This window comes from Paenibacillus sp. DRB1-1, assembly GCF_052119485.1.
Classification (GTDB): Bacteria; Bacillota; Bacilli; order Paenibacillales; family Paenibacillaceae; genus Paenibacillus; species Paenibacillus polymyxa_B.
In genome coordinates this window covers 2,989,807-3,013,541 of sequence record NZ_JBODQH010000001.1, presented here as the reverse complement: position 1 = coordinate 3,013,541, position 23,735 = coordinate 2,989,807, and the positions used below count along the sequence as shown (strand labels likewise).

Here is a 23,735-nt window from a genome sequence, read left to right as displayed (position 1 = left end):
ACCTTCACATGATTCAACACACCTCAGACAAATGCATATGTAGAGAACAAAAAAGGTCCGTTTCCCGGAGACATTCCGGAAATCAGACCCTTTTTAAACATATACATTGGAATTAAAGCGAAGCTACTATAGCAATTGCTCAATAGCTGCTTTCATCGCTTCTGGTGACTCCTTCGGTTCAAAACGACCCACAGGTACACCTTCACGATTCACAATGAATTTCGTGAAATTCCACTGAATTGTCCCATCTTCCTGTTCTCCAGGCTGTTGCTTTTTTAAATATTCAAACAGAGGCGCTGTATCCGGTCCGTTGACGTCCACTTTGGCGAATACCGGGAAACTAACCCCGTAATTCAGTTGGCAAAATTCAGCCGCTTCCTCGCTGCTGCCCGGCTCCTGACCGCCAAATTGGTTGCAAGGAAATCCTAATACAACTAATCCCCGATCCTTATATTCGTCATAAAGCTTTTGCAAATCCCCATATTGCGGGGTAAGTCCACATTTACTGGCGGTATTCGCAATAACCAGCACCTTACCGGTGTAAGTATTCAGAGAAACCTCCTGATTCGCTGGTGTTACGGCATTATGTGAATAGACAGACATACAGCATCCTCCTTCGTGTCGCTTGGTTTAGGTTACATAACCTATTTTAACCAAAACGTGACGGACATGCCAACATCCACAGTGACTTTACCGTGATGCCATCACTTCGAGTCTGCGTTCTTCGCGTTCGGAAGCGGACATTTTTGGGCAAGCATAACAATACCGCTGACCTCCACCTGTCTTGTAATATTGGCAACAGGACGGTTTCATGTAGGTATTTTCACCAGGACGGTAAGGATTGTCCAATTCAATGAGACGAACCGTAAACGGATTTCTTTTACGCCCGAATACCTCTCCCTTCAGTTCACGTGTCACATACATATAATCTTGTTCAAAGCGCTCCACATCCTGAGGATCAGTCAACGATGGCTGTACTCTATCCTTAAAATACAGCAATGTCAACGGAAACTGTCCCCACATTTGCCCAATAGATGCGCTCCCCACTGCAGCTATTGCCTCCAATATAGGCCGCATCTGCAAACTATAAAAGTCACGTAACACTTGCTGAGCCTGTTCGGAAGAATGGTCATCCCCATTGTTCCGCGTATTGTCCAGCTCTGTTAGGTCGATGACCTGGAGGCTAATAGAAGGATATTGACCTTCATAACAAATATGAAATCTGAGATTGGAAACGGACAGATCCAAACGACGTTCACACAGAGACACCATAAAATGCTGCGCAAACACGAGACCACGCAACTGGTTCACAAAATAAACGGCTGCGGTTAAATCGTCTTCAGCACGCAGAAGATCGCCGTAATACTCCATCACAGAGCGGATTTTATCTGGTTCAAGCCATTCAGCCACTGGCCCAGAATATACTGCATCCTCCGGCGTGACTCTCACTATTTTCGCTAGTTGCTCAAGCTGATCGTAATCCAGTGGTTTCATGGTATGTCCTCTTTAGCCTCTTGCCGCTACTTGTGGTCTGGCATCACGTCGCTCAGCAACAGAACCCACGAGTTGCTTATCTTCCACATTCATTTCTTTTACTGCTTGGCTCACCGCAGGCTGTCCAGCCAAAGCATACGGAAGGCAGAGCGGTACACCCGTACGAGGATCTATTACAATATCTGCTTCAATCCCGAACACCTCACGCAGCACATCAGGGGACATAACCTCAGTTGGAGTTCCTACCGCCTCAGCCTTCCCTTTTTTGATCGCAATCATATGCTGAGCATACCGGGCGGCATGGTTCAAATCATGCACGACCATAACAATGGTGCGCTCCTCCGAAGTATTCAGATACTCTAGCAAATGCAGCACTTCCAGTTGATGCGCCATATCTAAAAATGTCGTTGGCTCATCCAGAAACAAAATATCCGTATCCTGCGCAAGCGCCATAGCAATCCAGGCACGCTGACGCTGGCCGCCAGAAAGCTGATCAATCGGACGATCGTGGAACTCGCTCATTCCCGTTACTTGAATGGCCCATTCTACCATTTTGCGATCTTCCGCTTTCATGGAACCAAAGCCTTTTTGATAGGGAAAACGTCCGTAAGATACCAGTTCCGTCACGGTTAATCCTTCCGGTGCAGTCGGATTTTGTGGCAAAATAGCCAGCTGTTTAGCTACTTCCCGGGTGGATTGCTTATGAATGGATTTACCGTCAAGCAGAACACTGCCGCCCTTAGGATTCATGATGCGAGCCATCGTCTTCAGAATGGTGGACTTGCCAGAACCATTTGCGCCCACCAAGGCTGTGATTTTCCCTTGCGGTATTTCCACGTTCAGATCTTCTACAATCAATCGATCTTCATAAGCAATATCCAGATTTGCCGTTTTCAGACGAAACATTTGGAATCATCCCTTTCCCTTATCCAATATATAGTCACGGGCTTAACGCACGACTTTCATCAAAACTTCATTCTATCTTTATATAATAAAGATATTGATAATCATTATCAAGTGTTAACTCGTTTATTTCCTATATCATACAGTGCATATCATCCAATATTTCCTCAAAAAATTCAAAAAAAGATCACAGCTCCTCGAAGCTGTGATCTTTTAAATCCGGCGAATCGCATTATGACTGTACAGAAGACAGTCCAAATGCTTCAGCCATGAGACGTATAGATTTCATTTTGGCATCAAAGTCGTGAATAATGCTCGCAACCATGATCTCCTGGGCATTATAGTCCTTACTTAATTGCTCAATCTGACGCTTCACCTGTTCGGGCGAACCGACCACCATACGTTTGCGATTCTCACGAATACGCATCCGGTCAAACGGCGTATACGGATACGCCAGTGCCTTTTCGACGGAAGGTGTTCCAGCGGAGCGCATTCCCTGCTCTAATAGTACAAGAGACAAGTCCATACTGGAAGCCAACCGATTCGCCTCCTCCTCGGTATCCGCACAGATCGCAAATACAGCAACAAGTGAACGCGGTTGGTCACTATGCTGGGAAGGCTGGAAGCTTTCCCGGTATTCCTTCATAGCCCCTGTGCCGCCTTCACCATTAATGAACTGCGCAAACGCAAAGCCCACGCCACGCTCGGCGGCGAGACCTGCGCTATCACCGCTGGAGCCGAGCAACCACATTTCCGGTACAGTTTCTATGAGCGGCATCGCCTGTAGCGAACCGAAACGGTGATCATGGCCTGTGCTGTCATGTAAATAAGCTAACAGGTCATCCAACTGCTCAGGGTATAGATCTACACCGCCTCGCATTTTGCCTTCTTGCAGTGCTCTGGTAGCAATGGGCATTCCTCCAGGCGCTCGTCCCAGACCCAGATCAATGCGACCCGGATACAATCCCTCCAGCACACGAAAGTTTTCCGCTACTTTATAAGCGCTGTAATGGGGCAGCATCACACCACCTGACCCCACTCGAATGGTTGAGGTACGGGCAGCCAGATGCGAAATCAGTACCTCCGGACTGGAGCCTGCTAGATTTGCGGCAGAATGATGCTCTGATACCCAAAAGCGATGATAACCCAAGCGTTCCGCCTCTATAGCAAGCTCAGCGGTCTTTTGTAATGCCTGCGCATGCGTCATGCCTTCCGATACCGGAGATTGGTCAAGAATGCTGAGTTTTATCATAAAAGTCTGACCTTTCTATTTTGGAATAAGGATAGACACTAATTATAGCACGCGTAGCCACAGTTACCCAAGAGGGGCCCATATCAATTTTATAGTGAAAAAGTTTATTTTTCGTAAAGACTTGTGTTCTCCTTATCCGCCTCATAGAGATGCGAACGCTTTTTAAAGAAACTGTACAGATGTGTAACGATTACTTTCAAGACAGCGTAACCTGGAACCGCCAGTACGATTCCCACCACACCAAACAAATTGCCTGCCGTCAGAATAACGAAGATAATCGTGATCGGATGTACTCGAAGAGATTTACCCATAATTTGTGGAGAAATAAATTTACCCTCAATGAGCTGTACGACTGTCCATACGATAACCATCTTGAGCAACATAATCGGTGAGGTGACCAAGGCTACAATTAACGCAGGTGTAATGGCAATAACGGGACCTAAGTAGGGGACAACGCTCGTAAAGGATGCAATGACTGCAAGCGTCAGAGAGTAGTCTAATCCAATGATTAGATAACCAATATACAACAGCACCCCAATACAGAAGCTGACAATAATCTGCCCACGAATATAGGAACTGACCTGATGGTTCATTTCGGTCATAATGCGGTCTGTTTCTTTACGAAACATAGGCGGGAGCATTTTCAGGATAAACGGTGGCAGCTTGTGTCCATCTTTTAGCAAGTAGAACAGAATAAATGGAACCGTGGCAATCGCAAGTACCGTTTCTGTAACCACGCCCAAGAAGCTGCCCACGCCCGTCCATGCATTATTAATAAAGCTAGATAACTTTTCAGATGCTTTGGAGGCCAGCTCAGATGGATTAATTTGAATGGTGTTCTGGAACTGGTTTACAAAATCGCTGCCGATCAGTTTCTCGAATTGTCGTTGTACTTGTTCGCTATAGTCAGGGAAATTTTGGATGAGCCCCTGTATTTGATCGCGGATTACAGGCACCACCGATGTAACCACAATCGCAATAACCCCTATAATCAGCAAAAACAGTACAATAATGGAGTATATTCGTTTCACCTTATTGCGCTCCAGCACATCAACCAACGGATTGAACAGATAGTACAACACGCCGGATAAAATGACAGGGAGAATTATCGTTTTCAGCAGCACCATGACAGGTGTGAATATGTATGAAATTTTGGTAAACACCAAGATATTCAAGCCGATCAGCAGCAGTACCAGCAGGAATAACACAAACTTGTTGTTCAGAAAAAACTTCTTGAATCGGTCTTTCCATGCCGGAGTTATTTCCACACCACATTCCCCTTCTCTTTACACAATTGAGTATACGTTCTTCATAGATACGATATATTTTTGGAACAAAATATACAAGGTTATACCCAAATAAACACAAAAGCAAACAAAGTTGTACGTCATCGTACGAACTTCGCTTGCTTTCGAGGGTTATGGAGTATCATTAATTGTAGTTGCAGCATCCACCGTCGTGGTCACAGGTTTGTTCTCCTGTTCAAAAAGATTCTGTATGAAGCGCTTGAGCTTTCTTTCGTCCACACCCAACACCTGCGCACCCTTAATGGTTTCCCCGCGCACCAATTCATTCGGCGGGATTTGCTGCTTCGCTACTGTTGTTGCATCAATATTAAAGCCCAATGAAGCCAATTGCAGCATTTCCGTAGTACTGAGATTCGTTTCAATATAAGGAGAAATGCTATTTAAAATACTTGGCAGTTTAATTAGAGATGAGGTTGACTGAATTTTACCGCCAAGCTCGGTAATAAATTTGCGTTGCCGCTCCGTACGCGTAAAATCGGAAGTCGCATCATGACGGAAGCGTACATATTGCAAGGCTGTTTTACCGTCCATGTGCTGCATTCCCTTTTTCAAATCAATATCAAACTGGTGTTTATCTGCCTTGGAGGTATAGTGCATATCTTTTTCGACATCCAGGTCAATACCACCCACAGAATCAACCAACGCAATAAAGCCATTAAAATCAGTATACACATAATATTGAATCGGTATGCCCAACAGATCGCTCACGGTCTGTCTGGTCAAATCCGGTCCACCGTAGGAAAAAGCAGCATTCAATCGACTTTGCCCATGACCTGGGATATTGACGTACGTATCACGAAGAATCGACATAAGTGTAGCCTTTTTCGTAACCGGATCAATAGAAGCAACCATAACGGAGTCAGAACGCCCTGCATCCTCTCCACGGGAGTCGCCGCCTAGCAGCAGAATATTCACTCTTTCTGTCCCATCCCATTCCGGTGGGAGCGATACCTCTACAGGTTGTACATTGGTTTGAGTTTGTGCCTGCGGTTTGAATTTCGAATCTTGCCCGGAAGCAACCGAAATTTGATTCGTAAAATGATATATAGAATACGTATAATATCCGCCCACTAAAAGAACCGCCGCAGTCACAGAAATGCCTAACCATTTTAAAAATTTTCGCATATTTTCGGGTAACCTCGCTTTTATTCATCATCGTTCGGCTTTTAAAAGCATACCCTCCCTGCAAGTTATCTGTCAATTCGCGTCGTCTGTTCTAGTGGTCGTCCGCATACCATGGATTCAAATGGACAAGCACCTCATAAACCCGCGGTTCCCGCTTCATGACAGCCCCCTTAATCAGTCGGATAATATCGTGTCCCTGCTGAATCGTCAAAGAGGCATCCACTGAAGCGCGGATATCCACGATAATATAATGGCCGTGCTCACGGGCACGGATGCGGTCAATACGTTGAACCTCGGCTACACTCAGTGCGGCTGCGGCGTAGCTTTCAATTTCCTCCGTTGCAATCGCTTTTTCCATAAGCACATCTATGGATTCACGGCCCATTTCCCACGCCAATTTCAGAACTAGCAATGCCACTACGAATCCCGCAATAGGGTCGCCGTAGGATAAGATTGAAATGCTCCAGTGCTCCCCAATCAGCCCCAAACCGATACCCAGTACAGCAGCCCCAGAGGCGTACACATCAGCGAGATGATCTTTTGCCGTTGCAATAAGACCCTGACTATTGGCCGCTCTCCCGATACGAATCGTGTAGATATACAACCACTGTTTCCAGAGCAAGGAAATAATGGCGGCCACCAATGCCAGTATATGCTCCTGTGGCATCGGTTCGAACAGTGCTGCAATCGAATGATAGCCGATAAATATGCCCGCTCCAAACAATATGACCGCCACCACGCTTGCACCGATCACTTCTGCTTTGCCGTGACCATAAGGATGATCCTCATCCGGCGGCTGGCTGGATATGCGCATCGCTCCCAGTGCCGTTGCAGAGGCAATCACGTCCCCTGCATTATGCACACCATCGGCCACCAGCACCTTGCTGTTGAACATAAGTCCTGTAATAATTTTAATGCCGGTTAATAGGATGTTGCTAATCAGGCTGATCCATGCTGAGACCATGGCGCGCTTGCCCATATCCTGTTCCTGCATGATGTATAACCCCTCCAAATTTATCTTTTGAAAAATGTATCCTAAACGCTAATCGTTTATTTCAAGGTAGCCCCGCTGCTCATGTCATCTTATGGTGCTGCTCCTTCAAGCGTTATGGGTGAAGATTACAATAGCCCCGGAAGATGAGCCTCCCCGGGGCTATTATGATAACCATACTGGAGTATTCTATGAGAATACTCCAGTTTTATCTATCTGGACCGTCCGCGACGGCCTCCTTGTCCTTGACCACCACGCGGGCCGCCTTTGGCTTGTCCACCGCGGCCACCTTGGCCTCCGCGTGCAGAACCACTGCTGCTGCGGTCATATCCACCGCGCTCGCTGCTTTGTCCTGCCGAGCGACCTTGGCCTCCGCGTGCAGAACCGCCGCTGCTGCGGTCATATCCGCCGCGCTCGCTGCTTTGCCCTGCCGAGCGGCCTTGGCCTCCGCGTGCAGAACCACTGCTGCTGCGGTCATATCCACCGCGCTCGCTGCTTTGTCCTGCCGAGCGGCCTTGACCTCCGCGTGCAGAACCGCCGCTGCTGCGGTCATATCCGCCGCGCTCGCTACTGTCGCGGCTAGAGCGACGTTCGCCGCCTATGGCATCACGACGGCCCGCCTGTTCGCGGCCGCTGCCCCGGCGTCCACCGCCGGAGTCGTTGCCGCCGTAGGAACGGCGGTCGTTTCTGCCCGAACGGCGTTCTCGACCCTGTCGATCAGCCGTATCGGAAGCAGGTCTACGCTGTCCGCCGCCCTCACTGCTGGTGAATGTGACACCAGCAACTTTCTGGATGTTCCGAAGCTCTGGAACATCTCTTGGTGTAGCGAGCGTCACCGCCACGCCTTTGCCTCCGGCACGGCCGGTACGCCCGATGCGGTGGATGTAGCTTTCGGCATCCTGCGGCATGTCATAGTTAAAGACATGCGTGACGCCTTCTACATCCAGGCCGCGCGCAGCTACATCAGTCGCTACGAGCAATTGGAGTTTCGCTTCCCGGAACGCCTTCATCACTTGCTCCCGCTTGTTCTGGGACAAATCTCCGTGAAGCTCACCGCTCTCAAAGCCCAGCTCTTGCAGTTCTTCGTTCAGTTTGGCAGCCCGGCGCTTCGTACGGCAGAAAATAACAGCCAAGTACGGACGATCCGTATTCAGCATATCCACCAATGCCTGTTGCTTACCACGGTCTGTTGTTTGCACAACGACCTGACGGATTTGGCTCACCGGAACGGAAGAAGCGGATTTCACTTTGACATCTACGGGTTCGTTCATATATACACGAGCCAGCTTGCGAATACCGGCTGGCATCGTAGCAGAGAACAGCATCGTCTGCCTCCGGTACGGAACTTCCTGAAGAATCGTCTCTACGTCGTTCAGGAAGCCCATGTGCAGCATTTGGTCGGCCTCATCCAGCACCACCATTTTAACACCGCTCAAATCCAGTGTGCCGCGTCTCAGATGGTCCAGCAGTCGTCCGGCTGTACCGATAATCAACTGTGCGCCGCCCTTCAGCTTGCGAAGCTGACGCTCTACATCCTGTCCTCCGTAGACAGCCAGCAACGACAAGCCTGGCTCCGTAGCCGCCAATAAGTTCGCTTCCTGTGTAATCTGGAGCGCCAGCTCACGAGTTGGAGCAATCACGAGCGCCTGCGGGTGTCGCTTATCCAAATTGAGCTTTTGTAGAATCGGCAGTAAAAACGCAAGCGTCTTCCCTGTTCCCGTATGTGCCTCGGCGATAACATCCTGGCCTTCCATCAACAGTGGAATCGACTCCTGCTGTACAGGAGTTGGGGATGAAATCCCCTGTTCTTTCAAGGCTTCTACCCAATGCTGCTCTACGCCTAATGCTGCAAAGTTCTTCAAGTGGTATTCACTTCCCTTATCTGTATTCAATATGTGTCACGTAAAATAGGTTCATGTGCCATATGACATCTATCGTTCCATAGTTCAGAATTCCCATTTTTGTATCGGTTCTCATTCTACCCTTTTCAGGAAGGGAGCTTATCCGTTATCGTTGAATCTGTTCATGTAACCAACATACGGCCGCAATGCGGCTCAGGCCCGTTCCATCTATGACTTTCCTAGTATACGCGAAGTTGAACTGGTTTCCAAACGATTTTAATGAACAGTACACAGTCAATGTAAAAGGTGAATTCGATCTTCATGTCATATATTATGGTATATGAATTGGTAATTCATGAATAAAGGATGGATGCTTGTGGTTAACAACCTGCATTATAATTTCATAATGACCGGTTCTTTGTCGGAGGAGCACACTTTGTTTGCCGAAGAGTGCTTTACTAACCTGTTCGATTGTTTTGAAACGCTCCTGAATATATCAGGAATCCGCAATACCCGTGTGTCAGTCTATCAAGCCGGAGCTAAAAAGGCCAAACACGGTAAGATTCGCTGGGACAAGCAGGAGTTGCTTCATATTGTAACCGATGATGAATTGATTCCGCTGATGCTAGCTATCGAGGCTCCCAGTATCAAATCATCCTATAACAAAGGGACAACGCCGGAAGTGTACATTCTTTTGTCCAATGACCCCATGTCCCAATCATCCAATAATTGCGGCATACTCGTTTCGATCCGTCAGGACGTTTATGAACGTATCGACCAAACAATCGTCGAAGACGTTATGATGAAGCTGAGCCAGTGGTTAAAGGCAAACAAGCTGCTACACAGCTCGCGTAACTTTTATGCTGGCAGTAAAGCACGTGCCATTATGGATATTCTTCCATTTATGCTCGAAAAGGATACTCCGGATATGAAGTATGTTTTTCAATCGTGGACTCCGTTCCCTTTACCACACACTTAAACAATCCGTCATACTATTAACCCCAGGAGGCTGCAATTTATGCAAATTCAAGTTCAAAAGGTTGAAAAAAAAGAGAACGAATATCTCATTCATTATCAAGCCGGGGGAGCGTTGCCGTTCGTTCCGCATGATATTGTTCTGATCCATAGCAAACAGTATTTTATAGGCACGATTTTGAAAGTAGAGCCGGAACAAGCCCTTGTACGTATCAATCCAGAATATGAAGACCAACTGACAGGGTCCATCGGACTGGAACTGGCTTTCTCTCCAACCGTTTCTATTCAAGGTGCAGACAGCATTGTCGAAAAGCTCGGCTATTTTCCTCCCTTTCATTATGACCGAATTACAGCTGCTAATATGACGAAAGACCAGATTACGCTGACGATTGAGCTATCCTACGCTAGCGTGCTTGTCCCTAAATCACCGGATCTGGAGCCTTCAACTGAGGCACCTGTAATCCCTGAAGCTCCAGTAAAAGACGTCCCACGCTATGCAGTGACTTTTACATTTCTGGAAACCAAAGAGCATGTATTAACTCCTGTAGAAACAGAAAACATCATCTTGCAGCTTGATTTCCGCTATGAAGAAGCAGACATGGTCGTTGATATCGATGCCTTATCGGGACTGTCAGGTAGCTTTCTGTGCAGAGGTATCCGCGCAGAGATTAAGGAACTGAATGAATAAACAGGAGGCTCGTGAGCTATTACGTTGTCATTCTTTTATTCACGATGATCTGGATCATCCCAAAATGCAAAACGGATTTCTAGGGATGCTTCGTCCCTTCCAAGGCGAACTGATCGAGGACAATTTCCATGAGCTGATGACTATCATTGAAGTTCTGGCAGATGAGTTGGAGAAACCATCCGTAGAACGGGAGCTGATTGCCGCTCTGTGGGGGATATGTCAATATACACGGGCATGGGCATTGTATCCTGATAGTATGCTGCAGCGAAACAACCTGCTGACCGTAGAGCAGATCAACACCCTCGACGATTGGATTGATATGATCTCCTATGCGGTTATGGTGCTGCTGGAGGGTGGCGGACCGGAAGAAGCCTTATCGAACTACAGACATGAGAAAAGCTAGTATACAATGCCCAAAAAGTAATCTGGATAAGAAATGAGGGGGATATATGTCCATACAAACTGATGATGACGGAAAGACATTTTTATCTGTTTTCCCTACACTATCGTATGAAGATCAATTGGTATCATTACGCGAATTAACAGCAATCCCCCAGCCCGTGGGGGACACCGTCGCATTACTTTTGCAGCTTGTACAGCAATCGTCCGCGGATGATCTGCTTCGTATAGAAGCGCTGAAGGTCATCGGACTATATGCAGATCAGAGCCAGCAGCCGACGATCATGCGAGGAATTCGCGAGCTGCTGTCCAAGCCTGAGGAAGATGATGATGTACGAAACGCAGCTTTACAAACTTTGGCATGGATGCCTTGTTCAGAAGCAGAGCTACGTTTAGCTTTGGACTTAATCCGCAGTGATACATATATCTTAGTCAAGGGGGCCGCTTTTGCACTGCTCCGCGCACATAAAGCCAACCCTTTCGCACAACATGCGCTGAAACTATTATTGCAACATGAGGAATTCGGCGCATCTGCCCAACGAGAGCTGTCCACATAATCGACAACCAAAGGAGAATTACTCTACTCATGCGTGTAAGAATATTTATATTCATATTGATTATCGGAATTATTTGTGTGCCTGCCTATTTTATTATGAGTAGCTTTGGATTATTTCAAAATGAAAAGGTGCTTGTACATTACAAGCTTGCCATTGAGGTAAAGGGTAAAAAGTATGATGCCTGGCCTTTAATCAGCAGCTATACCGCGATAGATAAAAAAGGGGACCCTCGTCAGCTCTACTATCAGGCAGAGGGCTCAGGTATAGAGTATCTGTTTCAACTAGCCTATGGACAATATGAACTCAAGCCCTCCAAGGAAAATCCTTTTCTGGACGGGGGAATTCGCTACACCATGGACCATCCTGAGTATGTACGTGAGGAAAAACAGTATAAGAACGCCAACGACTATACGGATTTAACCCATTATTACAATCAACAGGAGCAGGTTATTTATACTTACAACCCTGAAGCCCGGCTCGACAAAACCTATGTGCGCTCCATCATCACCGCTGGGATGACTCGCACCTCTGGTAATTCAAGTAGTGCGGTAAAGGATGACTATATCAATATCAGTAAGCTGTTTAAGGACAAGCTGGGAGTGAATGTGAAGGTAGATGTGGATGAGGACAACAAAATCGTCACCCTATCCATGACATGATCTCACAAACGATGCACCGCTGCGTCTTCTCATTTTCAAAAAAGAGATCTATGGTTTACTAGGATCAAGGAGGCTGGTTGTTGATGTCATTCGCAATTGAATCAGGGCTTTCGCCTGCCCAGATCGCGGCATTGGAGGAGCAAATACAGCGTATATTACCTGCTGGCTATACACGTTTTCTTTCACAATATAACGGCTTTTATGTAGCCGCCCCTTTTTATTGTAATGTGCCCTTCGATCGCGTGGATAACGGAGACATTGATTTGACTTGTTTTTTCGGATATGAGGTATCCAACAAAAATCATGACCTTCTAGCGATTAATGATGAATTTTTGAATGAAATCAATCATGTCGAGAACGCTTTGTTGGTTGGTGCAGATGCGGGCGACAATTTTTACGTTCTAATATGTAATGAATACACCCCGTATGTGTACTACTGGGACCGCACACATCTTCATGCTTATGATGACAAACTGAACTATAATATTGCAGAGCAGGACGAATGTGGACATTTATATCTGGTGGCAACAGACTTTACAACGTTTTTTAATCAGGTAATTGAACGACTCAACGAGCAGAAAGGGAGGCCTACTGATGACAGAAATACATAATCCTAAATGGGGACCGGCTTATTTGGAAGGTTGGGTTGTACCCAAAAACCCGGAGGCATGGGTCGAGCAGGAGTGGACTGGTACGCTTCGTTCACAGGCAGGACATACGAAATTCCACATTTTTTATTATGGAGAACTTATGGACGAGCTGATCACTGGAACTGAATTTGCACCCCAGCTTATTATTGCAGAAGAGGCAGTCACAGGTGAACAGATCGTGATTTTTGACGGAACCCGCCATGGTTACGATGCTCTACTATGCGAAGTTTATACCAAGGAACAGCAGAACAATCGCACTCCCCTGCTGCCCTATCTGGACGAAGATGGTGAAGATACTTTCGAGGTAAGCTTGACCGCTTTTTATAATGTGGATTGGGATGACGAGTTTGCAGACGATGTGGATGAGAATGGACAGTTAGAGCTGATCAACGGCGAACGATGCGATTTTGAAGATGCGAAGCGGAACGGCTATGACTCGATCAGCATTACGATTACCAGCGCTAAAGGTCTAAAAACAGAGATCATTCAGGAAGAGCTGGCGTGACGATGGTGTTCAAAAGAATCAAACATCGGGAAGGCGATATTTTTGTTATCCCCCTGCATGACGGCCGATTTGCGGTATGTCAGGTGATCTGCGCACTGTATGGTAGATTCAAAAAAGCGTTCTCCTTCGGGGTTCTATCCATAGGCCAGAATCAAGCGTACGAGGGTGAAAAGACATATCTTCCGTTTACAAATTATCGCGGCCGATTTGAAGTTATCTTCACCGCCACCCAAAATCTGACGAAGGGAGTATGGCCTATTATCGATCAGCGCCCTCTATCCGAGGAACAACAGCAGCTAAAATATTTTAATTGTGCGGGCCATCTGTACTGTGGTGATGAATATATACGTAATCTGGAATTGGAAGAATATAATCAATATACTGTAATGGGCGTGGCTGGATATGAGTTGGTACAGCAATATTTAGCCCAATATGAAGACCACTAGCAGAAGAATACCAGCGCAAATAACCACCTTGAAGTTTGATACCAAGGTGGTTATTTACGCTGCTAAAAGGGCTCGAACGTATAAGAGAATGGTGTACGCTCTGTCCCCAATACCGACTTCACGCGCTCTTCATCCACCAACGCTTCGACGAGGCTATACAAATCCGGGGCTGCATACCGAAAATTGCCCCATGTGTGTAGATTCAAAGCATAGATTGGGAATTCTCCCCGTTCATCAGGCGATTGAATATCCCAAATCAGCAGGTCATTCCCTTCACTGGAAGCGAAGGGAACCGCATGCTCCAAAAGTTCCGAAAAACCATCTGGCTCCAGCGCCGCTTCTTGTAAAACCTCTTCCGATTCCAGTAAATCATCAAACCAGGCCCGCCAGTCATGATAACGAGGAAGCCATGAATCCGGGTGATCGCCAAGAGGAATATGAATGTTCCATAAGCCGCATAGGCGCCCATAACCAAGAGCTTTGACATAATCTATATAAGAAGGCGGAAACCCCATACCATTTTCAAATCGATGCTCTATTAAAAAATTCTCATCATAATAAGCCTGAAACTGTGGACGTTGTAGTCCTGTAAAAATGCTCATGTTCTCCCTATCCTTTTGCACGTCCTATTCACCTTTTCACCCTTCAGCGCATTGATAAGACCATTTTCAAGTGTTAAAATGGGAATAAGATGTATATTCTAAAAAAAGAGTGAAGATGCGTCAACATCCTCACTCTTTGGCAACAGCCGCTTTTAAGGGCGGTAGCCGTGTCAAAGGATGATCATTGAAATAGACCGCTTGCCTTTGTCGAGGGCGGTCTATTTCTTTTTATGGAAGGAAAGAATTAGGATCACCAACGTTGCAAATTGAATCATCAACATTAGGGTGTCTTTAACCTCCACAGGCCTCACCTCCTTTACAGGAGACTAGCCGACCGCCCATTTAAGCCATTCTGTTGTTAAGGAATATTATAACATACGACACATAAAATGTACGTCTTTACGACCTTTCTGAAAAGGAGGAACGCACATGGAACAAAAACGCTTCAAAGATGAATATGGATATAAATATGACTTTGCCGCCGTGATCCGGAGAGGAGAACAAGTAGCTGTTCACTGTCCCCGTTGTCAGGGCCAAGCTTTTATCTCCATATCCAAAAAAGACTGTTATTACGTCGTTCAATGTTCTCATTGTTACTACACGTATCAGCAGCCAGAATCTTATACATTCTATGCACGCGGCGTATGCAACCATTGTGAACGATATTTTAATATCGAAATTCATGATGACCGAACGAAATCCCATAAAAATACGAATATAAACTGTCCGTACTGCGAGACACGTAATCAGGTTCCAGTGCATCGTGTGCAATCACGCGAATGGCATACGGACGTGATCCAAAACGGAAAGGACCCTATTTTCCAGCTCCAGTTGTACTTCCTTTATTACTATCGGGGCAAACCTGTCTGGGCTCTTAACCGGATACACCTGAATTACCTGCTATCCTATATCTCTGCCGAGTTGCGCGAAAAGCCTACATCGGGTATGATGCGTACGGCTTCCCATTCCATTCCCAAGTACATTAAGGATGCGAAGAATCGACAGGCCATCTTGAGAATATTACAAAAGCTACAGCATAAGCCAGTGGCTAAGAGAGGGGCCTCCATACATGAGCATACAAACTTTTGACAGCCTTGAAGCACTGGTCCGCGCGGTTGACCAAACAGAAATCAATGAATGGGTATTTGCCAATCTGAAACATGTTCAAAGTAATCCGCTCAATTCTACCTATTACATCATTCCCGAGGAAGAATTGTGGGAACTGGAGGATGCCGGTCTCACCGTCACCAATCATCGTGATGAAAGTATACCTGCATCTCTGCCAGACCATCACGTGCAATCTTGGCTGGAGGTGGCGACTGTACAGGATGTCATTGAAGTGTTACGCCACAGCGGGAGCGAACCGGATATTGAACGCATTGCGCAGGGACTGCAATACTATCATGAATATGATGCTTTTATGGAATAAGCTTCTCCAGCAGCTCTTTTACCTCAGGGACAGCCTGCTTCAGGCTGTTTTTTAGTTTCTTCGCTCCACCCCATATACGATAAACAAGTGCCTCTTGTTCGTAGTCCTCCAGCTTCTCAAGCTCCTCCACCAGTACCTGTGCCTGCTCTACGGTTTCGATTCCGGGTGACTTCAGTGGTTTGGCAGACTCGTTGCCTGCCAGTAGAACCCTCGTCCAAACGGGTATCGTGTCCGGTGTCAGTCCGTGTGCGTCAGCAAATACAGCGGCGTAACTGTCCTGTACGGACTGATGTTCACTGTCCACCAGCTTCATATAACGATTCACTAATGGGAAATAGTTCTTTCCTTTTAGGCCCAGTCCCATCACCGCATAGGTTCCCGGCATCGCCGACTTTTCACCGGGCTCTACATCGTTATACCACTTGAACTCTTCCATCACGACCTCAGCATATTCAGCCAGCAACGGATGCAGCGCAGGGTATTCAAGTGCATTGGCGAAGAAACGATGTAACGTAGATTTAGCCAACTTGGGTACAGGCAGGTAGTTTTTCACCTTGCTTTTGAACTTCATCCGATATTCCTTGGTAAAGCCCTTTCTTAAAATATCGCATAAATATACAAGTGCTTCTCTATAGCTCTCTTCTTCCTCTGAACGAATCTGAACCTCCAGCGTTTGCAAAATATCATTGGCTTGGCAGATGACTCGCTCACTTGTATATAACGCTGGGATGCTTCCTGATCCGCTCTCAAGCCACACGGAAGCCTGCTCCGAGCCTAGCTGTGCAGCAATCTCCAAATACTTCTGCCGTGCATCGGCATCGGTCGAGCCCACCCGCATCGCGGTAAGCAGGAACATCTCCATGGCTGGCGCGGGAATTTCCGAAGGAAGAATATCGGGCTTCACTTTATAATCCAGTCCATAGCTTTTTTCCCGATCCGCATACTTCAGCAGAAATTCATCCTCAGCCCAATGCTTTAAGCCACTGCTGAGCTGATACCTCCATGCTTCCTCACGCTTGCGGCTGACCTTCACTTTGGCATCCATTCGATTCAGCAGCTCATTCATCCGCTGGGCGTTTACAGGGTACAAATGAGGATCAAGCAAGTGCCTCACTAAGAAGAAATCGTCCTCTTCCTTCGGCACAGCTTTACTGGAGGGGTCGAGCTTTTGCTCCACAAACTGTTCGATAGTGGCTAAAAGTTGCTGCCGTTTATCTTCATTTAGGAGCGAGAATGTAAAATGACTAGCCTTATTCTCCAAGACTACTTCCAGATGAAATTCCAGCCGATAACGAAAGAACATGGAACTAAATTCTTCCGACTTAAACAGAGCCTCTATCCGTTCCCTAAACACAGGCATCCATTCGTCCTGTACCTGCTGCAATGTTACCCCATCTGTAAACCCAGAAATTTTTGTATCCGGTCTACGATGATCCCAATCAAACGGTTCGTAGGTATCCACCCACAGCCCATCCTTCTTACAGGTAACTTTTAAGTATTCATGAATCCCTTCGTGAAGGACACTTTTGATTTGGAATTCGGCGATGCGCTTTTGCTCAGAAGCGTACGCCTCATCAATCGCCTCAAAAATTGGATCTATGTAGGCATGTACCCCTGATGTCATAAGATGTGTTCCTCCTTCGTCCCCTCACAAATTGTAGTTCCTATGAAATTAAGATAGACTAATCTATAACTATTTTATTTCCTGATTATAGCATATCTCTCATTTACTTTTGGGCTCTATCCCTATAGATAGAGTGCCGGAAAGCAGGTGTATTCTACATGTATTGGGTTTCCACACAGCACACACCGGTGGCTACCGATGAACTGACAAATTTTGAGCATACCTATGGAATAACTTTACCACCTCCCTATGTAGCATTCCTCACCCGCTACGGGCCAGGCACCTATTGTGGCCTGCTGATGATTGAATGGCCCGATCCTCAACTATTGCAATCCTATACGGATTACGAACTGTGGACGCATGATGATAACTGCCCAATTACAGCACAGCAGCTGGGCGAGTGCGTAGTCATCGGCAGCTCCATAGATGGTGACTTCCTAGCCATTCACCCTCAGGTTGAAGGCTTGCTGTGGCTGCCACGACACTCTGAGATCATTACTACAAAGACTTTAGATGTTCAAGTTCCATTCACAGAGACATTAGAGCATATACTACAAGATGAATTTGGAAGAACGGAGCCATTCCCCCGTTATTTCGAACCTGTCAGCCCAGACAAAACCGCTACATTCCTACTGTTTAGTCCCATGGATACGGCCGAGGCCTACAATCCAGCCAATCCGGGCGATCAGGCGCTGAATTTTGCTCCGGCATCCTTACAAGCATTGGCTCAGCGATTTAAACAGCATTTTAACTCAAATCTATGGATTGAAAATGAGCATATCTGCATGGCTTTTCTTCAGACTCTTGGCGGATACGTGCGTTTTAACTATGCATATGGACGCGAAGTGGCGATCATTTATGAACCTAAGGCGATAGTACTTCGTGATGAAATTCTAGCATTCTTGCAAAAAGAGCATTGCCGGGTTGTAGAGTAAGAGGAGGACGAATACGAATGACAGTACATTTTGCACAAACCTTAGAAAAACTGGAACAAATCGTTGATCGTCTGAGACAAAGTGGGATGCCTGACGTGGTATATCAATGGACGGAGGGGATTTCTACAGGTGAACTAACTGAGCTGGAGGAACGGCTGCAGATGCCTTTGCCTGCCTCCCTGTCTGAATTGATACAGCGGTGTGGCAGCTTAAATTTACTATGGTGCCTCCCCCAACACTGTATTGTAGCTGATGGACCAGAGTGTTCATATAAAAACAGCAAGGATCTTGAACAAGAGCAGCGTATCCTAGACGATATCACAGGAGAGTTTGGCTGGAATCATGAGTATATTGGCTATTTTACATCCTATGGGGAAGATACCGACTCAGCAGCGGACGAGCAACGATATCTGATCCTTAATTATAATGGTGCGGGTGATCCGATACTGCTTGATATGGCGACATCCGCAACAGAGCCAGCGGTATTATGCTATCATCACGAGCTGGACCAGTTCACGCTGCTCGCGGAAAATCTACCCGCCTATATAGACACCATGCTCACCTTGCACGGGCTATGGCTATGGGATTGGTTTAAAGTGGCCGATGAGCATGGCATTCAGCTAAACAGCCCACCACTGCAACTGTGGCAACGCTGGTTGAACATGTTTTGCACGATGAAGCTGGAGGATGCGCAGTCGTTGGAGACGCTAATCCATTACACCACCATGCATGGCGTAGATCATCCTGCTGTGTTGCAGGCTTTTCAAGCCTATGATCCAAAGGATATTTTTCTTGCCTGGGAGCAGCACTGGCAGAACATTCAACATAGCCAGGTTCCATTCTCTATTTGGGCCGTTTTGATAGGGGAGACTGCGGGGATTGGGGCTGCTGATTGGGTCCGCTCCTTGTGGGAACCAGAAACCGAGCAAGCATGGACATCTTTAGTTCAAAACAATCCCCTACATGCTAAGGGTGCATTTGCGTCCACACGTGCCTATCTGAGCGCCTGCTGCCTACCCGAGCAGGAAGGCTTGGTATGTGTTTGCAATCACCTGCTACAGCATTCGGGCGCAGAAGACAAATTAGAAGGATACACCGCTAATGGGCAGCTACAACATTTTCGTTCACCACAGGTCATTAACTGGATGCGGGATAAGGTCAATCATCCGGTGGATGGCTGGGCAATACTTTTCGCTCACTCCCGTCCTACAGCTGAGCAGTTGATTGAATGGCTATCCGATAGCGAGCTTCATCAGAAAATTGCAACCGAGGCGCTGGATATTATGATTCATCGGGATCTTCTTCCCGCTCTGGAAGCAGACGCTTGGGCCAATATCTCAGATCTGCTTCTTGCTTCTTTGCAGCTCGTTATGCTCAAAAAAGATAAACGTCGTATTGAAGCCGTGCTTAAGCAACTTTCAAATTTGGAACTTCATTAATCTTTCGGAATGGTCGTATGCGGATTCACATGTACAGTGATGTGAGGTAAAGAAAGTTAGCCGCTGCGTCAGCGGCTTAACCCCCTGAGGAAAGTATCTATAGTGAATGCGATCAATTCATCATTGGATTTTGACATAGGAAGTTCAAAATTCAGGAGCAAGGAAGTCAATCCGTGCAGCATGCTCCATACGGATGTGGCGATCAGGCGCTCATCTCCTTGAATAATGCAGCCCTCCTCCATGGCGGCTTTGAGCCCCGCTTCAAGCAGTTCAAAGCCTTTAAAGCGCCCACTGTCTATAAGGCTGACCAAGCTTACAGATTCCAGGTTGCTGATAAACAGGATGTTGTAATATTCGGGGTTAGCCGTCCCAAAACGAACATACGCATCAGATACCGTTTTCAGTGTGTCCAGCGCATTCGATCCCGCTGCCTGTGCTTCATCCACACGCTGCTGAAGAGCCTGTAGGAACAAGGTATTTCCTTCTAGCAGCAGTTCACGGACAACGGCTTCCTTATTGGCAAAATAATGATAAATAGTCGTTGGTGAATATTCGATCTGATCCGCAATTTTGCGCATGGAGACTTCGGCATACCCTTGATTCAGGAAAAGCGACCGGGCGGCCTCAATGATTTTCCGGCGGATTTCACTGTTTTCACGTTCTCGGCGTTTGATATGTTTCATGAGTAGATGTACTTGCCCTTTCTGCCTACCCCAATTTGGCGGCGATACGATCAGCTTCCATTATACCCGAGTTCATAGCCCCTTGAAACCCGCCCCCAGGCTGTGTCCAGGCCCCTACCAATGACAGACGGTCTACTGCTGACTTGTGCTTCAGTCTTTTTATACCGGACTGCCGGACCGTTTGTGCGTAGCCATAAACGGCCCCGTCGGGATTAGCGGTATAACGCTGCATCGTGCGCGGTGTGCCCAACTCGGCCACCACTACCTTGCTGCCAAAACCCGGATACAGCTGTTCAAGACATCCCAATATCTGCTGTGTCACGGCTTCTTTTTTGGCTTTATATTCGGGACGTGCAGTAGGCCAGTTCTCCAATTTATCCAAAAATGTAATTGCGATAACACCTTTTCCCGGTTCATTGAGCTTAGGGTCCATGGCGTTATAATTGGTGAGCATCCAGTTGCCTTTAGTGTACTGGCCGCTCATCATAACTTCATAATCTGTCTCCGAATCCAGCTCATTACGCAGGATTAAGTCTTCTTCGGTGATGCCAAGCTCATGGGGTTCACATGATAATCCCAGATATAGCTGGGTGAGAGACGTGCCAGTCTCCAAACTGCTGACAGCTTCCAGCTCACGACGGGCAGCATCATGGTTTTCCAGTAGGCGTCCATAGGTATGATGGGGACTGATTCCAGACACAATCCAGTTGGCTTTATATACATCCCCTTTTTTCAGACGAACACCAGCTGCTTTACCGCGCTCGAGCATAATCTCAGATATCTGACTGCGCAGATGAACTTCTCCTCCCGCTGACTTAATAGCGTCAACCAGTGCATTGGATAAAGCCTGGGCCCCTCCCTCAATGTAATACGTCCCCTCTAAATGATAGCCGATCCAGGGAATGAAAAAATACAAGGCCGCAAGCCGCTTTGGAGGCAATCCATAATAGGCCCACAGCGCGGTGAAAAATTCCGTGAATCGGTCAGACAACCCGAACTGGCTTACAGCTTCCCAGGTAGTCATTTGCGTCCAGCGGAAGAAGGTTCCTGCTTTGAGCAGGCCAGCCGCCTTGCGCCAGGAAGTGAGGGAAGAAAAAGCAGAGAAGCCTGTTTCAAAACGGCGAATGCCCGCGAATAGACTGTCAATGGCTTTCACCTCAGCAGGAAACATGTTTTTGAGGAGCTGCACATACTCCTGAACATCGGACGGAATATCAATGGTCTGCCCTTCCCAACGAATGGAGTAAGGGTGCTTTTTGCGGAGAGGAACAATTCGCTGATCCGCATTGCAGTCCTTTAACAGCCGACCGAAGCTACCTTCCTCGAGTCCACCGACACCATGCAAGGAGACATCAAAAGTGTAGCCCTTTCTTGTAAATTCAGTTGCGAAACCGCCAGGTAGAGTGTGGCTCTCGAAAACAGCTGTTCGGTAACCGAGCGCGGAGAGTCTTGCTGCACAGGACAAGCCGCCCAGTCCTGCACCGATGACAATAACATCGTATTGGTTCATGATTTCATCCCCCTCTTGTTAACATTGTTATATAAGTTAACAGCGTTAAGTTAAAGAGATTATATACCACAATATTACCGTTGAAAAGCCCGGTATCTTGGTTGCCCGCTATAGAAGAATACAATGAGTTCGATCTATCTACTTCTAATTGCAAGCCGCTTTAAGGATTTTTGTAGAATCCTCCTGTTGTGAAGGTAAAACTCTTTTTATAAAAAAGATCCAAAAATGTAGCGCTTTCACTTGTCAGAATCCAATGAAGGTGCTATCCTTCAAGTGGGATTGTTACTGAAAAGGCAAAACCCGAGTACACTTGTGTACCCGGAGTTTGCCTTTTTTTTGATTTGTATGAATTCCACAGCATACAGTCAACCATCCCGAACATGTAGTAAGCGCTTTAAAAAAATGACACCAAAGGAGATTAATCTCATGCAAAGAAGACGTTTTGCCATTGTTTTATTATCTTTCGTGTTCCTGCTTACGATCTTTTTCCCATCCTCCAGCTCTGCCGCAGCAGCCGATGTCCCAGCGCCACAGGCTACCCTGCTTACGCAGGTACAGCCTTTGGGTGAAGTCGTATCTGCTGTTGTACTGAAATACAGCACCAATATTGACGGGGCATCCTTATCCACTTCCAGCTTTCAGGTTCAATCTGTACTCAATGATGTATATACAGACAGAACCGTGACCGGTGTATATACCAATGATACCGGAGCTATCACCAACCGCAGTACTCATGGTAAATATGTCGTGATTGAGCTGGACACGCAAGATAAAAATGCAAGTACCCTTACTTATGATGCAACAAGCGCAGTTAACCGCATCAACACGTTGAATTATAATATTAGTCAAAAGAAAGATATTGCAACTTCAAAGAAAACAGTCATTCCAGCCTCTGCACAGACTGTAAAAGCAACGGATAAAATCACACCGATCGTAGACGATTTCCAAAAAAACACCTTTGAAAATAAAGAAGGCTTCAAGCTGAACTACTTTACGTTTGAGCCTAAAGTAGAGCCCGGCAAAACCTACCCTCTGGTTGTGTTTCTGCACGGAAACGGCGAACGTGGTGACGGAAACGGAGTAAACCTGCTGGCAAATGCCGGAGCTGTTACTTGGGCTTCTCCTGAGCAGCAAGCCAAACACCCATCCTTCGTAATCGCTCCACAAAGCCCGATTGACCTGGAGCATAAATTCATTTGGGCGGATGAGCCACGCAACAGCGCTGTAGCCGATTTGGTACGTGAAACCGCGTTGAAATACCCGATCGATACCAACCGAATCTATATTGTTGGTATTTCTCAAGGAGCTATGGGAACGTGGAGATTGTTAGAGAAAAATCTGGACTTGTTCGCTGCAGGCGTACCGATTGCCGGTTTGACCAACTATGAAAAAGCCGTTAACATGTACGCGCCTGTTGAACCTACACACGTCGAGGTATTGAAAAACGTTCCGATTTGGGCCTTCCATGCTGCAGACGACACCACAGTAAGTCCTAAAAACTCGCAAGAAATGGTCGCTGCCATTAAAGCACAAAACGGAAACCTCATTCACTTCACTGAATACGAAGCAGGGATTATCAAACCTACAGGACACTTCTCCTGGGTTCCGGCTCTGCAAAATCAGGATATGATTGAATGGCTGTTTGCACAAAAGAAATAAAATTGTTTCCATAGCTCTAAAAATAATGCGCCAGAACGGTTCAATACCCGCCTGGCGCTTTT

Annotated in this window: 26 protein-coding genes; 13 read left to right on the top strand and 13 right to left on the bottom strand. The window is 46.8% G+C overall.

Going from position 1 to position 23,735, the window contains the following annotated elements; translation table 11 throughout:
* Positions 1-126: 126 nt before the first annotated feature.
* The 8 genes from ACQW03_RS13400 to ACQW03_RS13365 form a co-directional block, all read right to left on the bottom strand.
* Positions 127-603: a glutathione peroxidase gene (locus ACQW03_RS13400; protein WP_071558123.1), complete on the bottom strand. Its 477-nt coding sequence runs from the start codon at positions 601-603 to the stop codon at positions 127-129.
* A gap of 87 nt (positions 604-690) precedes the next feature.
* On the bottom strand, positions 691-1,494 hold the full coding sequence (locus ACQW03_RS13395; RefSeq protein WP_441950126.1) for a hypothetical protein: 804 nt from the start codon (positions 1,492-1,494) through the stop codon (positions 691-693).
* A gap of 12 nt (positions 1,495-1,506) precedes the next feature.
* Complete coding sequence (locus tag ACQW03_RS13390) at positions 1,507-2,400, bottom strand: ABC transporter ATP-binding protein (RefSeq protein WP_441950124.1); 894 nt, start codon at positions 2,398-2,400, stop codon at positions 1,507-1,509.
* A gap of 229 nt (positions 2,401-2,629) precedes the next feature.
* Complete coding sequence (locus ACQW03_RS13385; RefSeq protein WP_104497736.1) at positions 2,630-3,649, bottom strand: LLM class flavin-dependent oxidoreductase; 1,020 nt, start codon at positions 3,647-3,649, stop codon at positions 2,630-2,632.
* 104 nt (positions 3,650-3,753) lie between these two features.
* Complete coding sequence (locus tag ACQW03_RS13380) at positions 3,754-4,917, bottom strand: AI-2E family transporter (RefSeq protein WP_441950121.1); 1,164 nt, start codon at positions 4,915-4,917, stop codon at positions 3,754-3,756.
* A gap of 150 nt (positions 4,918-5,067) precedes the next feature.
* Complete coding sequence (locus tag ACQW03_RS13375) at positions 5,068-6,081, bottom strand: LCP family protein (RefSeq protein ID WP_071643399.1); 1,014 nt, start codon at positions 6,079-6,081, stop codon at positions 5,068-5,070.
* Between the two features lie 91 nt (positions 6,082-6,172).
* Positions 6,173-7,075, bottom strand: coding sequence for a cation diffusion facilitator family transporter (locus tag ACQW03_RS13370; RefSeq protein ID WP_013312377.1), 903 nt, complete (start codon positions 7,073-7,075; stop codon positions 6,173-6,175).
* Between the two features lie 209 nt (positions 7,076-7,284).
* A complete protein-coding gene (locus ACQW03_RS13365; protein WP_220030356.1) occupies positions 7,285-8,934 on the bottom strand; it encodes a DEAD/DEAH box helicase in 1,650 nt (549 codons plus the stop codon).
* A gap of 349 nt (positions 8,935-9,283) precedes the next feature.
* Between ACQW03_RS13365 and ACQW03_RS13360 the strand changes: the two genes are divergently transcribed.
* The 8 genes from ACQW03_RS13360 (at position 9,284) to ACQW03_RS13325 (ending at position 13,792) form a co-directional block, all read left to right on the top strand.
* Positions 9,284-9,892, top strand: a complete 609-nt coding sequence (locus ACQW03_RS13360; RefSeq protein WP_441952394.1) for a hypothetical protein — start codon at positions 9,284-9,286, stop codon at positions 9,890-9,892.
* 174 nt (positions 9,893-10,066) lie between these two features.
* Positions 10,067-10,576, top strand: a complete 510-nt coding sequence (locus ACQW03_RS13355; protein WP_420538169.1) for an immunity 50 family protein — start codon at positions 10,067-10,069, stop codon at positions 10,574-10,576.
* Positions 10,569-10,979, top strand: coding sequence for a hypothetical protein (locus ACQW03_RS13350; RefSeq protein ID WP_071643406.1), 411 nt, complete (start codon positions 10,569-10,571; stop codon positions 10,977-10,979). The genes ACQW03_RS13355 and ACQW03_RS13350 overlap by 8 nt, the downstream gene beginning before the upstream one ends.
* 46 nt (positions 10,980-11,025) lie before the next feature.
* Entirely contained in the window at positions 11,026-11,532 is a 507-nt protein-coding gene (locus ACQW03_RS13345; protein ID WP_071643407.1) for a HEAT repeat domain-containing protein, read from the top strand.
* Positions 11,533-11,561: 29 nt separating this feature from the next.
* Positions 11,562-12,191 carry a hypothetical protein gene (locus ACQW03_RS13340; RefSeq protein WP_071643409.1) on the top strand — a complete coding sequence of 210 codons (630 nt, stop codon included), beginning with the start codon at positions 11,562-11,564 and terminating at the stop codon, positions 12,189-12,191.
* 83 nt (positions 12,192-12,274) lie between these two features.
* Positions 12,275-12,802 (top strand): SMI1/KNR4 family protein, encoded by a 528-nt coding sequence (locus ACQW03_RS13335; protein ID WP_441950117.1) that lies wholly within the window; start codon positions 12,275-12,277, stop codon positions 12,800-12,802.
* Entirely contained in the window at positions 12,786-13,346 is a 561-nt protein-coding gene (locus tag ACQW03_RS13330) for a hypothetical protein (protein WP_441950115.1), read from the top strand. Before ACQW03_RS13335 ends, ACQW03_RS13330 begins: the two co-directional genes overlap by 17 nt.
* Before the next feature lie 2 nt (positions 13,347-13,348).
* Positions 13,349-13,792: an immunity 26/phosphotriesterase HocA family protein gene (locus ACQW03_RS13325; protein WP_071644420.1), complete on the top strand. Its 444-nt coding sequence runs from the start codon at positions 13,349-13,351 to the stop codon at positions 13,790-13,792.
* Between the two features lie 62 nt (positions 13,793-13,854).
* Here ACQW03_RS13325 and ACQW03_RS13320 read toward each other — a convergent pair whose 3' ends face one another.
* Positions 13,855-14,394 (bottom strand): hypothetical protein, encoded by a 540-nt coding sequence (locus ACQW03_RS13320; RefSeq protein ID WP_071643411.1) that lies wholly within the window; start codon positions 14,392-14,394, stop codon positions 13,855-13,857.
* Positions 14,395-14,612: 218 nt separating this feature from the next.
* A complete protein-coding gene (locus ACQW03_RS13315) occupies positions 14,613-14,696 on the bottom strand; it encodes a putative holin-like toxin (RefSeq protein WP_223822146.1) in 84 nt (27 codons plus the stop codon).
* A gap of 127 nt (positions 14,697-14,823) precedes the next feature.
* Here ACQW03_RS13315 and ACQW03_RS13310 point away from each other — a divergent pair, with 127 nt between their 5' ends.
* Both ACQW03_RS13310 and ACQW03_RS13305 read left to right on the top strand, forming a co-directional pair.
* Positions 14,824-15,483 carry a hypothetical protein gene (locus tag ACQW03_RS13310; RefSeq protein ID WP_071643412.1) on the top strand — a complete coding sequence of 220 codons (660 nt, stop codon included), beginning with the start codon at positions 14,824-14,826 and terminating at the stop codon, positions 15,481-15,483.
* Complete coding sequence (locus ACQW03_RS13305) at positions 15,464-15,823, top strand: DUF7716 domain-containing protein (protein WP_199767861.1); 360 nt, start codon at positions 15,464-15,466, stop codon at positions 15,821-15,823. The genes ACQW03_RS13310 and ACQW03_RS13305 overlap by 20 nt, the downstream gene beginning before the upstream one ends.
* Here ACQW03_RS13305 and ACQW03_RS13300 read toward each other — a convergent pair.
* Positions 15,813-17,447 carry a DUF6138 family protein gene (locus tag ACQW03_RS13300; protein WP_441950112.1) on the bottom strand — a complete coding sequence of 545 codons (1,635 nt, stop codon included), beginning with the start codon at positions 17,445-17,447 and terminating at the stop codon, positions 15,813-15,815. The two genes, ACQW03_RS13305 and ACQW03_RS13300, sit on opposite strands and share 11 nt — an antisense overlap.
* A 158-nt stretch (positions 17,448-17,605) precedes the next feature.
* Between ACQW03_RS13300 and ACQW03_RS13295 the strand changes: the two genes are divergently transcribed.
* Together ACQW03_RS13295 and ACQW03_RS13290 are read left to right on the top strand one after the other, a co-directional pair.
* Positions 17,606-18,382, top strand: coding sequence for an SMI1/KNR4 family protein (locus tag ACQW03_RS13295; RefSeq protein WP_441950110.1), 777 nt, complete (start codon positions 17,606-17,608; stop codon positions 18,380-18,382).
* A 17-nt stretch (positions 18,383-18,399) separates the two neighbouring features.
* Positions 18,400-19,821 (top strand): SMI1/KNR4 family protein, encoded by a 1,422-nt coding sequence (locus ACQW03_RS13290; protein WP_441950108.1) that lies wholly within the window; start codon positions 18,400-18,402, stop codon positions 19,819-19,821.
* Positions 19,822-19,889: 68 nt separating this feature from the next.
* On the opposite strand, the gene ACQW03_RS13285 is transcribed toward ACQW03_RS13290, so the two are convergent.
* Together ACQW03_RS13285 and ACQW03_RS13280 are read right to left on the bottom strand one after the other, a co-directional pair.
* Positions 19,890-20,504, bottom strand: a complete 615-nt coding sequence (locus tag ACQW03_RS13285) for a TetR/AcrR family transcriptional regulator (protein ID WP_104497729.1) — start codon at positions 20,502-20,504, stop codon at positions 19,890-19,892.
* 25 nt (positions 20,505-20,529) lie between these two features.
* Positions 20,530-22,014 (bottom strand): phytoene desaturase family protein, encoded by a 1,485-nt coding sequence (locus tag ACQW03_RS13280; protein ID WP_071643419.1) that lies wholly within the window; start codon positions 22,012-22,014, stop codon positions 20,530-20,532.
* 426 nt (positions 22,015-22,440) lie between these two features.
* On the opposite strand from ACQW03_RS13280, the gene ACQW03_RS13275 reads away from it, so the two are divergent.
* Positions 22,441-23,673 carry a peptidase gene (locus ACQW03_RS13275; RefSeq protein WP_441950106.1) on the top strand — a complete coding sequence of 411 codons (1,233 nt, stop codon included), beginning with the start codon at positions 22,441-22,443 and terminating at the stop codon, positions 23,671-23,673.
* The last annotated feature ends 62 nt before the right edge of the window (positions 23,674-23,735 follow it).

Bases quoted from the DNA above. Each gene is read 5' to 3' on its own strand.
- ACQW03_RS13400 (WP_071558123.1), bottom strand. From the start codon at position 603: ATGTCTGTCTATTCACATAATGCCGTAACACCAGCGAATCAGGAGGTT.
- ACQW03_RS13395 (WP_441950126.1), bottom strand. From the start codon at position 1,494: ATGAAACCACTGGATTACGATCAGCTTGAGCAACTAGCGAAAATAGTG.
- ACQW03_RS13390 (WP_441950124.1), bottom strand. From the start codon at position 2,400: ATGTTTCGTCTGAAAACGGCAAATCTGGATATTGCTTATGAAGATCGA.
- ACQW03_RS13385 (WP_104497736.1), bottom strand. From the start codon at position 3,649: ATGATAAAACTCAGCATTCTTGACCAATCTCCGGTATCGGAAGGCATG.
- ACQW03_RS13375 (WP_071643399.1), bottom strand. From the start codon at position 6,081: ATGCGAAAATTTTTAAAATGGTTAGGCATTTCTGTGACTGCGGCGGTT.
- ACQW03_RS13370 (WP_013312377.1), bottom strand. From the start codon at position 7,075: ATGCAGGAACAGGATATGGGCAAGCGCGCCATGGTCTCAGCATGGATC.
- ACQW03_RS13360 (WP_441952394.1), top strand. From the start codon at position 9,284: ATGCTTGTGGTTAACAACCTGCATTATAATTTCATAATGACCGGTTCT.
- ACQW03_RS13350 (WP_071643406.1), top strand. From the start codon at position 10,569: ATGAATAAACAGGAGGCTCGTGAGCTATTACGTTGTCATTCTTTTATT.
- ACQW03_RS13345 (WP_071643407.1), top strand. From the start codon at position 11,026: ATGTCCATACAAACTGATGATGACGGAAAGACATTTTTATCTGTTTTC.
- ACQW03_RS13340 (WP_071643409.1), top strand. From the start codon at position 11,562: ATGCGTGTAAGAATATTTATATTCATATTGATTATCGGAATTATTTGT.
- ACQW03_RS13335 (WP_441950117.1), top strand. From the start codon at position 12,275: ATGTCATTCGCAATTGAATCAGGGCTTTCGCCTGCCCAGATCGCGGCA.
- ACQW03_RS13330 (WP_441950115.1), top strand. From the start codon at position 12,786: ATGACAGAAATACATAATCCTAAATGGGGACCGGCTTATTTGGAAGGT.
- ACQW03_RS13325 (WP_071644420.1), top strand. From the start codon at position 13,349: ATGGTGTTCAAAAGAATCAAACATCGGGAAGGCGATATTTTTGTTATC.
- ACQW03_RS13320 (WP_071643411.1), bottom strand. From the start codon at position 14,394: ATGAGCATTTTTACAGGACTACAACGTCCACAGTTTCAGGCTTATTAT.
- ACQW03_RS13310 (WP_071643412.1), top strand. From the start codon at position 14,824: ATGGAACAAAAACGCTTCAAAGATGAATATGGATATAAATATGACTTT.
- ACQW03_RS13305 (WP_199767861.1), top strand. From the start codon at position 15,464: ATGAGCATACAAACTTTTGACAGCCTTGAAGCACTGGTCCGCGCGGTT.
- ACQW03_RS13300 (WP_441950112.1), bottom strand. From the start codon at position 17,447: ATGACATCAGGGGTACATGCCTACATAGATCCAATTTTTGAGGCGATT.
- ACQW03_RS13295 (WP_441950110.1), top strand. From the start codon at position 17,606: ATGTATTGGGTTTCCACACAGCACACACCGGTGGCTACCGATGAACTG.
- ACQW03_RS13290 (WP_441950108.1), top strand. From the start codon at position 18,400: ATGACAGTACATTTTGCACAAACCTTAGAAAAACTGGAACAAATCGTT.
- ACQW03_RS13285 (WP_104497729.1), bottom strand. From the start codon at position 20,504: ATGAAACATATCAAACGCCGAGAACGTGAAAACAGTGAAATCCGCCGG.
- ACQW03_RS13280 (WP_071643419.1), bottom strand. From the start codon at position 22,014: ATGAACCAATACGATGTTATTGTCATCGGTGCAGGACTGGGCGGCTTG.
- ACQW03_RS13275 (WP_441950106.1), top strand. From the start codon at position 22,441: ATGCAAAGAAGACGTTTTGCCATTGTTTTATTATCTTTCGTGTTCCTG.